Origin of the sequence: Curtobacterium sp. NPDC086286 (assembly GCF_044746255.1) — a bacterium.
In the GTDB taxonomy this organism is placed as follows: domain Bacteria; phylum Actinomycetota; class Actinomycetes; order Actinomycetales; family Microbacteriaceae; genus Curtobacterium.
The window spans coordinates 155,406-163,100 of sequence record NZ_JBIVBW010000004.1 but is presented as its reverse complement, the minus strand read 5'-3'; the positions used below and the strand labels follow the sequence as shown (position 1 = coordinate 163,100).

The window sequence follows — 7,695 nt, the reverse complement described above, 5'->3', positions numbered from 1 at the left end:
GCGAGAGCGCGGGGGCCCTCCCCTCGCCCGGGGGGGGGGGGGCGGCCCCCCCCCCCCCCCCCCCGCCCCCCCCCCCGGGGGGGCGGCGGGGGCCCCGCGGCCCCCGCGCCTCCCGTCTCGCTGTCACCGCGTCTGTTCATCGACCAGACCGGGCCCGTTCACCCGCCTGTACCCACGCACAGCCATCCTCGGATGGCACCCGTTCGGGGCACAGACGAGGGGAACACCCAATGCAGCACACTCCGCAGCGCCGCCGCCGCGCGGCGCTCGCACTCGGCGCCGCGCTCATCGCCGGCGCCGTCGCCCTGCCGGGCGCGGCCGAGGCCGTCGGGCAGCTCGCGCTGAACCAGCACGGCGGCGCACAGCGCCACCAGGGAGACCAGACCCGGTCGATCCAGCAGGAGATCAAGCGGGCCGGCGCGAAGAACGTCATCCTGCTCATCGGCGACGGGATGGGCGACTCCGAGATCACCATCGCACGGAACTACCAGTACGGCGCGGCCGGTCGACTCCCGGGCCTCGACGCGCTGCCACTCACCGGCTCGTACACGACGTACTCCCTGTACAAGGACGGTGCGGACAAGGGCAAGCCCGACTACGTCACCGACTCGGCGGCCTCCGGCAGCGCCTGGGCGACCGGGACGAAGACGTACGACGGCGCGATCTCGGTCGACATCGACGGGAAGCAGCAGCAGACGCTCCTCGAGCTCGCGAAGGCGAACGGCCTCCGCACCGGCGACGTGTCCACCGCCGAGATCCAGGACGCCACCCCGGCGGTCCAGGTCGCCCACGTCGGCGCCCGCTCCTGCTACGGCCCGGACACGGCGTCGTGCGGCACGGACGCGCTGCAGAACGGCGGGCTCGGGTCGATCAGCGAGCAGCTGCTGAACACGCGCCCGGACCTCACCCTCGGCGGCGGTTCGGCGAGCTTCCAGCAGACCGCGAAGGCCGGGCAGTGGCAGGGCTCGACGCTCTTCGACCAGGCTGAGCAGCGCGGCTACCAGGTGGTCTCCGACGCCGACGGCCTCGCTGCCGTCCGTCGTGCCGACCAGTCGAAGCCGCTCCTCGGGCTCTTCACCCCGGGCAACTTCCCGACCCGGTACGCACCCACCACGGCGACCGTCGGCGGGGCGGACCAGGCACCGGTGCAGTGCACGCCGAACCCGGCACGCCTGTCGACCGGGCTGTCGCTGCAGTCCCTCACGAACAAGTCGATCGACCTGCTGAACCGTGACCGTGCGAAGACCGGCAAGGGCTTCTTCCTGCAGGTCGAGGGCGCGAGCATCGACAAGCAGGACCACGCCGCCGACGCCTGCGGCCAGATCGGCGAGACGATCGACTTCGACGAGGCCGTGCAGTCCGCACTCGCCTTCGCGAAGAAGGACGGCAACACGCTCGTCATCGCCACGGCCGACCACGCCCACTCGAGCCAGATCGTCGACAGCACGCCGCCGACCTCGCTCTCCACGGCGCTCCGCACCGCGGACGGCACCACGATGAAGGTCTCGTACGGCACCTCCGCCGCGGGCAGCTCGCAGCAGCACACCGGCACGCAGGTCCGCATCGCGGCGTACGGCCCGGGTGCCGCGAACGTCGTCGGCCTGTCGGACCAGTCGGACACGTTCTCCACCATCCGCGACGGGCTCCGGCTGCACGACGACCTCGCAGCACTGTCGCGCGGCGCCCGCATCGACCTGTCCGTCGGTGCACCGCGTCCGAACCAGCGCGTGACGCTCACCGGGTCGCGGTTCGCCGGTGACCGCCAGGTGCGGGTCGCCGTCGGGTCGACCGACCTCGGCACGGTGGACGTCATCGACGGCACGGCAACGGTGGCGTGGAAGGCGACGTCGGGGAAGTCGACGATCACCTTCACCGGCGTGCAGTCCGGCAAGCAGGCCTCGAAGCAGGTCCGGGTCCGCTAGCCTCCTCGGCTCGGTCGAGACGGCCTGGTGGCACCGGTCCCTCAGGGGGCCGGCGTCACCAGGCCGGTCTCGTACGCCAGCACCACCGCGTGCACCCGGTCCCGCAGCTGCAGCTTCGCCAGGATCCGGCCGACGTGCGTCTTCACCGTCTGCTCGGCGATGTAGAGCTCCGCCGCGATCTCCCCGTTCGACCGACCCCGTGCCAGCAGCAGGAACACGTCGCGCTCCCGTTCGGTCAGCACCTCGAGCACCTCGGTCCGGGGTGCGGCCGGGAGCGGGCCCGCGACGAACGCCTCGACGAGGTGCCGGGTCACCCGCGGCGCCAGCAACGAGTCACCCGCCGCGACCGTCCGGACCGCCTGCACGAGCTCGTCGGCACTGGCGTCCTTGAGCAGGAACCCGCTCGCCCCGGCACGGAGGGCGTCGAACACGTAGTCGTCGATGTCGAACGTCGTGAGCATGACGACCCGCACGGGCTGCGTTGCCGGGGCGGCCGTGATCCGTCGGGTCGCCTCGATCCCGTCGAGCTCGGGCATCCGGACGTCCATGAGCACGACGTCGGGTCGCAGCCGCAGCGCCTCGACGACCGCTTCGGCGCCGTCCGACGCCTCGCCCACGACCTCGACGTCGTCCTGGGCCTGGAGGATCGCCCGCAGCCCCATGCGGAACATCTGCTGGTCGTCCACCACCATCACACGCGTCATCGGGTTCCTCGGTCGGGCGGGGCCGTGTTCGGGCGGGCGGTGCTCGGGTGGGCGGACTGGGCCGTGCTCGGCTGGGCGGGCAGGGTCACGGCGACCCGGAACCCGCCGTCCGGGAGCGGCCCGTGCTCGATCGTCCCGCCGAGTGCCGACACGCGCTCCCGCATGCCGGCGAGCCCGAACCCGCCGTCGTCCGGGGGAGCGGCGGGGACGGTGCCGGCGGGTGGCGCGGCGTTGGCCACCTCGACCGCCAGCAGAGCGCCGCGCCGGGCGACCGTCACCGTCGTGTCGGCACCGGGAGCGTGCCGCGCGACGTTCCCGAGGGCCTCCTGCACGACCCGGTACGCGCTCAGCTGTGCCAGCCGGTCGTCCCCGTCGTCGGGTGCGGCGTCGTCGAGGTGGAGCTCGACCGGGATCCCGGCGGCCCGCGTGGCCTGCACGAGCGCGGGGAGGTCGGCGAGCCGGGGCTGCGGCGCCCGTTCGGCCGAGCCGTCGCCGCGCAGTGTGCCGAGCAGCTGCCGCATCTCGCGGAGCGCCGTCCGCGAGGTCTCGGCGATCGCCGCGAACTCCGCACGTGCTGCCGGCGGGAGGTCGGCCACGCGGAACGGCGCCGACTCGGCCTGCATGTGCACGACGGACATGCTGTGCGCCACGACGTCGTGGAGTTCGCGGGCGATCCGGGAGCGTTCCTCGACCGACCGGCGGCGGGCCTGCTCGAGTTCGGCGTCGCGGCGGGCCTCGGCGAGCTCGACCCGGACGGCCCGGCGCTGCCCGATCGCCACGGCCGTCCCGGCGAGGAGCAGGTCGCTGCCGGCGGAGACGACGAAGGTCGCGGCCCAGACGTCGGCCGGGTCCCACCGACCGGGGACCACCGCGACCAGGCCGAGCGTGAGCACCGTCGCCGCGGTCCAGACGGCGGCGGTGAGTCGCCAGTCCGTCCGGACGCCGAGCACGACGAGGAGCGCACCGACGCCGATGATCGCGGTGACCGGGAGCGGCCACGGACCGGCCGGCGACCCGGCGGTGAGGAGCCCGAGGGCCGCCACCCCCGCCAGGTGCACCACCGAGGACGTCCGCGGCAGCACCGGAGCGAGCCCGAGCGAGACGGAGAGCACCGCGGTCACGAGCAACGCGAGCGGGACGGGCACGTCGTACACGGCGACCGTCACGGGTGCGGCCACCGCGAAGAGCGTCGCGGCGACGACGACGAGCACGATCCGGGCGGCGACGACGGGCCAGGTCGCCCACTCCCGGCGCGTCGACCACGGCCGGCGTCGGCGCGGCGTCACGGGTGGGACGTGGGCGGTCACGGTCGTGCGGTCCCTCCGGAGTGGGCGAGGTGGGGTGCGGGGCGGGCGGCGTCGAGGACCGCTGCCCGGGCGTCCGCGCGGTCGTCCGCCCGGGCGGTTGCTCGGGCCTCCCGCTTCCGGGTGACTCTACCGATGACCCGGTCGACGGCGATCCCCAGTCCGGCGGCGACCACCATCGAGACCAGTGCTGCGACGAGCGGCTCGTGCAGCACGCTCGACGCCGCGAGGGCGATCCCGATCGAGGTGGCCGACCACGCCAGCCCGGCGACCGAGCTGATCGCGAGGAACCGGCGGTAGGGGAGCCGGGTCGCACCGGCGGTCATGTTCACCGCGACGCGTCCGACGGGGATGTACCGACCGACGAGGATGAGGCTCGCGGACCGCCGTCGCATCTGGCGCTCGGCGAACGCGAACGCCGCGGCGATCCTCGGACGCCGGGACCGCGCGAGGCGGCCGAGTCCGATCCGACGGCCGATCCAGTAGGCGACGGAGTCCCCGGCGACCGCGCCGAGTGCGGCGGCCGCGAGGACCCCGGCGAGGACCGGCTGGCCGGAGGTCGCGGCGATGGCGGCGACCGCGACGAGGGCGGCCTCGCTCGGCACGGGTGGGAAGAAGCCGTCCACCAGGCAGAGCGCGAAGAGGACGACGAAGACGAGCGGGCTGGCCGCCAGCTCGACGACGAGCGGGGTGATCTGGTCGAACACGGTGGCTCCCTCCGCCGACGGACCTCGTCGACGGGTTCGACGCTACGGAGCGTGCGACCGGCTGCCATCCCGCGCGGGTCTCGACCACCCCCTACCGCGGTATGACTTCCCCCTGACGGGTCACGGTGTGGCCTCGGGGTCCGTCCGCGCGGCCTCGGTCGCTGCGGCCGCCTCGCGGATCCGTCGGACGACGGCGGTCGTGGAGTGCTCGGGCACGTAGTCGACCATGACGACCTCGCCGCCGTAGCCCTGCACCACCGCGGTCTCGCGCAGCATCTCGGGGGAGTAGTCGCCGCCCTTGACGTAGACCTCGGGGTGCAGCCGTTCGATGAGCGGGATCGGGGTGTCGGTGGCGAAGACCGTCACCAGGTCCACGCACGCGAGGGCGGCGAGGACACCGGCCCGGTCCTCGGCCGGGTTGATCGGCCGCTCCGGACCCTTCAGGCGCCGGACGGAGTCGTCGTCGTTCAGTGCGACGACGAGCAGGTCGCCCAGGTCCCGGGCCTGCCGGAGGTAGGTCGTGTGCCCGCGGTGGACCACGTCGAAGCAGCCGTTCGTGAACACGATCCGTCGTCCGGCCTCCCGCGCGGCGTCCACCGCGGCGGCGAGCTCGTCGTGGTCGACGACGGTCGCGGCCGGCGCGGTCACCGACTCCAGCAGCGCCGCGGCCGAGCACACCGAGGTCCCGGCCTCGCGGACGACCACGTCGGCTGCCGCCTGGGCGACCGACACGGCGTCGCGGAGCGGGGCGTGCACGGCGAGCGCCACCGTGGCAGCGGCGCAGAAGGTGTCGCCGGCACCGGAGGCCTGCTGCTCCGAGGCGGGGACCGCCCGCGTGCGGAAGCCACCGTCGAGACCGTGCTCCACCAGGACCGTGCCGTCGCGGTCCAGCGTCACGACCGCCGCACGAGCGCCGGTCCGTCGGAGCACCTCGTGCCGGGCGTCGACGACCGCGGACGCCCGGTCCGGGCCGGTCCCGAGCGGCGCACCGAGCAGCGCGGCCGCCTCGCCGGCGTTGGGCGTCACGAGGTCGGGTCGGAGCGCCGCCCAGCGGGTGAGGTCGTGCGCGTCGACGACGACCGCGGTGGGCCGGTCGGCGTCGAGCACGGGGACGACGTCGACCGGGTCCACCCCGAGGCCGTAGTCGCAGACGACCGCGGCGTCGGCGCACCGCAGCGCACGGGCGACGGCCTCGGCCAGCCGGACGCCGTGCTCGGCGGTGGGCTCCGCGGCGATCTCGTCGACGCGGACGACGACCCGGTCGCCGCCGACGACCCGCGACTTCGTCGTGGTGCGGGTGCCGGGGACGACGACCATGCAGGACGTGTCCACCCCGGCGGCGTCGAGGCGTTCGCGGAGCACGGCGCCGGCCTCGTCGTCACCGAGCAGCCCGACCATCCGGACGCGGGCGCCGAGTGCGCGGGCGTTCACCGCGGTGTTCGCCGCGCCACCAGGGACCGCCACGGTCTCCGTCACGCGGACCACCGGGGCCGGGGCCTCGCGCGAGACCCGTTCCGCCTCGCCGACGGTCCAGCGGTCGAGGATGCAGTCGCCGATGACGACCACGAGCGGCTCGCGGTCGTCGACCGTGGCGACGAGGTCCCGGACGAGCCGGACGTCGACGCTCACCGGGCACCGCCGGCCGGCGGGGCCGCCTCGAGGTGCACGACCGTCGTGGTGGTGAGCTCGTCGAGCAGGTGCGGGCCGTACCCGAACCCGGCGCCGGAGGCACCCCGGGGCTGCGCGCTGCCACCCGGGGCACCGCCGAAGACGGCGTTCACCTTCACCGTGCCGACGGGGAGTTCCGCGGCCGCACGCAGGGCGTGTCCGGTGGCGTTCGTGAGCACCGTCGCCGCGAGGCCGTAGCGGTCGGCCGCCGCGAGCCGCAGGCCCTCGTCGAAGTCCTCGACGACGCGCACGGGGGCGATCGGCCCGAAGGTCTCCTCGGTCATGACGAGCATGTCGTCGGTGACGCCGGTGAGCACGGTCGCGGGGTAGAAGGTGCCCGGGCCGTCCGGTGTGGCCCCGCCGGTGCGCGCCGACGCCCCACGCTGCAGCGCGTCGTCGACGTGCGACTGCACGGTCCGCCGGAGCCGGTCGTCGACGAGCGGCCCGTACTCCGCGGCCGGGGCCGACGTGCGCCGCTCGGCCTCGGCGACGAGTGCGGTCACGAACGGCTCGGCGACCGCGCGGTGCACGTAGACCCGCTCGACGCTCGTGCAGATCTGGCCGGTGTTCGCGAAGGCGCCGAGGGCGACCTGGGCCGCGGCCCACACCGGGTCGACGTCGGCGTCCACGACGACCGCGTCGTTCCCGCCGTTCTCCCGGACGACGTGGGCACGGGTCCGCACTGCAGCCTCGGAGAGCCGGTCTCCGGTCGCGGTGGAGCCCACGTGCGCGTACACGTCGATGCCGTCCTGCGCGAGGAGCAGTTCACCCGTCGCGCCGTCGCCGTCCACCCCGACGAGGACGCCGTCCGGCAGGACCTCGGCGAGCAGGGCGTTCAGCCGGGCGATCGTCGCGGGGGAGCGCTCGCTGCCCTTGTGCACGACCGTGTTGCCGGTGACGATCGCGGCGCCGAGGATCCCGCACGCCACGGCGACCGGGTCGTTCCACGGGGTGAGCGCGAGCACCACGCCGCGGGGGTGCGGCACCGACCAGTCGGCAGCGCCGAACGCACCGCGCAGGGCCTCGCCGCGGTGCACGGGTCCGAGCTCGGCGTACTGCACGAGCGTCCCGACCCCGGCCTCGACCCCGCCGAGCGCGTCGCCGGGGACCTTGCCGGTCTCCCGGGTGTTCAGCTCGGCCAGCTCCTGGGCGTGCGCGCGGACGTGCTCGGCAGCGCGGTGCAGCAGGGCACCCCGCTCCGCCGGTGCGGTCCGGGCCCACATCGGGGCCGCGGCCCGGGCACGGGCGACGGCGGTGCGGACCTCGTCCTCGGAGGCGCGGCGCACCGTCGAGGCGAGGGTCCCGGTGGCGGGGTCGGCCACCACGATGTCATCGGTGGCGGGGGGAGCGATCGTCATGGTGTCCTTCCGGGGGACGGGCGGGGGTCCGA

The 7,695-nt window shown here is 75.0% G+C and carries 6 protein-coding genes; 1 reads left to right on the top strand and 5 read right to left on the bottom strand.

Features of this window, described 5'->3' with window-relative positions; genetic code table 11:
- Positions 1-230: 230 nt before the first annotated feature.
- A complete protein-coding gene (phoA, locus tag ACIPKM_RS08930; protein WP_402736589.1) occupies positions 231-1,922 on the top strand; it encodes an alkaline phosphatase in 1,692 nt (563 codons plus the stop codon).
- A 41-nt stretch (positions 1,923-1,963) separates the two neighbouring features.
- Here the strand turns inward: phoA and ACIPKM_RS08925 are convergent, their stop codons facing one another.
- From ACIPKM_RS08925 to ACIPKM_RS08905, 5 genes are all read right to left on the bottom strand, one after another.
- Positions 1,964-2,626, bottom strand: a complete 663-nt coding sequence (locus ACIPKM_RS08925) for a response regulator transcription factor (protein ID WP_071294651.1) — start codon at positions 2,624-2,626, stop codon at positions 1,964-1,966.
- Positions 2,623-3,933 carry a sensor histidine kinase gene (locus tag ACIPKM_RS08920; protein ID WP_402736588.1) on the bottom strand — a complete coding sequence of 437 codons (1,311 nt, stop codon included), beginning with the start codon at positions 3,931-3,933 and terminating at the stop codon, positions 2,623-2,625. The genes ACIPKM_RS08925 and ACIPKM_RS08920 overlap by 4 nt, the downstream gene beginning before the upstream one ends.
- Positions 3,930-4,637 (bottom strand): DedA family protein, encoded by a 708-nt coding sequence (locus ACIPKM_RS08915; protein ID WP_402736587.1) that lies wholly within the window; start codon positions 4,635-4,637, stop codon positions 3,930-3,932. Before ACIPKM_RS08915 ends, ACIPKM_RS08920 begins: the two co-directional genes overlap by 4 nt.
- Before the next feature lie 120 nt (positions 4,638-4,757).
- On the bottom strand, positions 4,758-6,266 hold the full coding sequence (rfaE2, locus tag ACIPKM_RS08910; RefSeq protein WP_402736586.1) for a D-glycero-beta-D-manno-heptose 1-phosphate adenylyltransferase: 1,509 nt from the start codon (positions 6,264-6,266) through the stop codon (positions 4,758-4,760).
- Positions 6,263-7,663 carry an aldehyde dehydrogenase family protein gene (locus ACIPKM_RS08905; protein WP_402736585.1) on the bottom strand — a complete coding sequence of 467 codons (1,401 nt, stop codon included), beginning with the start codon at positions 7,661-7,663 and terminating at the stop codon, positions 6,263-6,265. Before ACIPKM_RS08905 ends, rfaE2 begins: the two co-directional genes overlap by 4 nt.
- Positions 7,664-7,695: the final 32 nt, after the last annotated feature.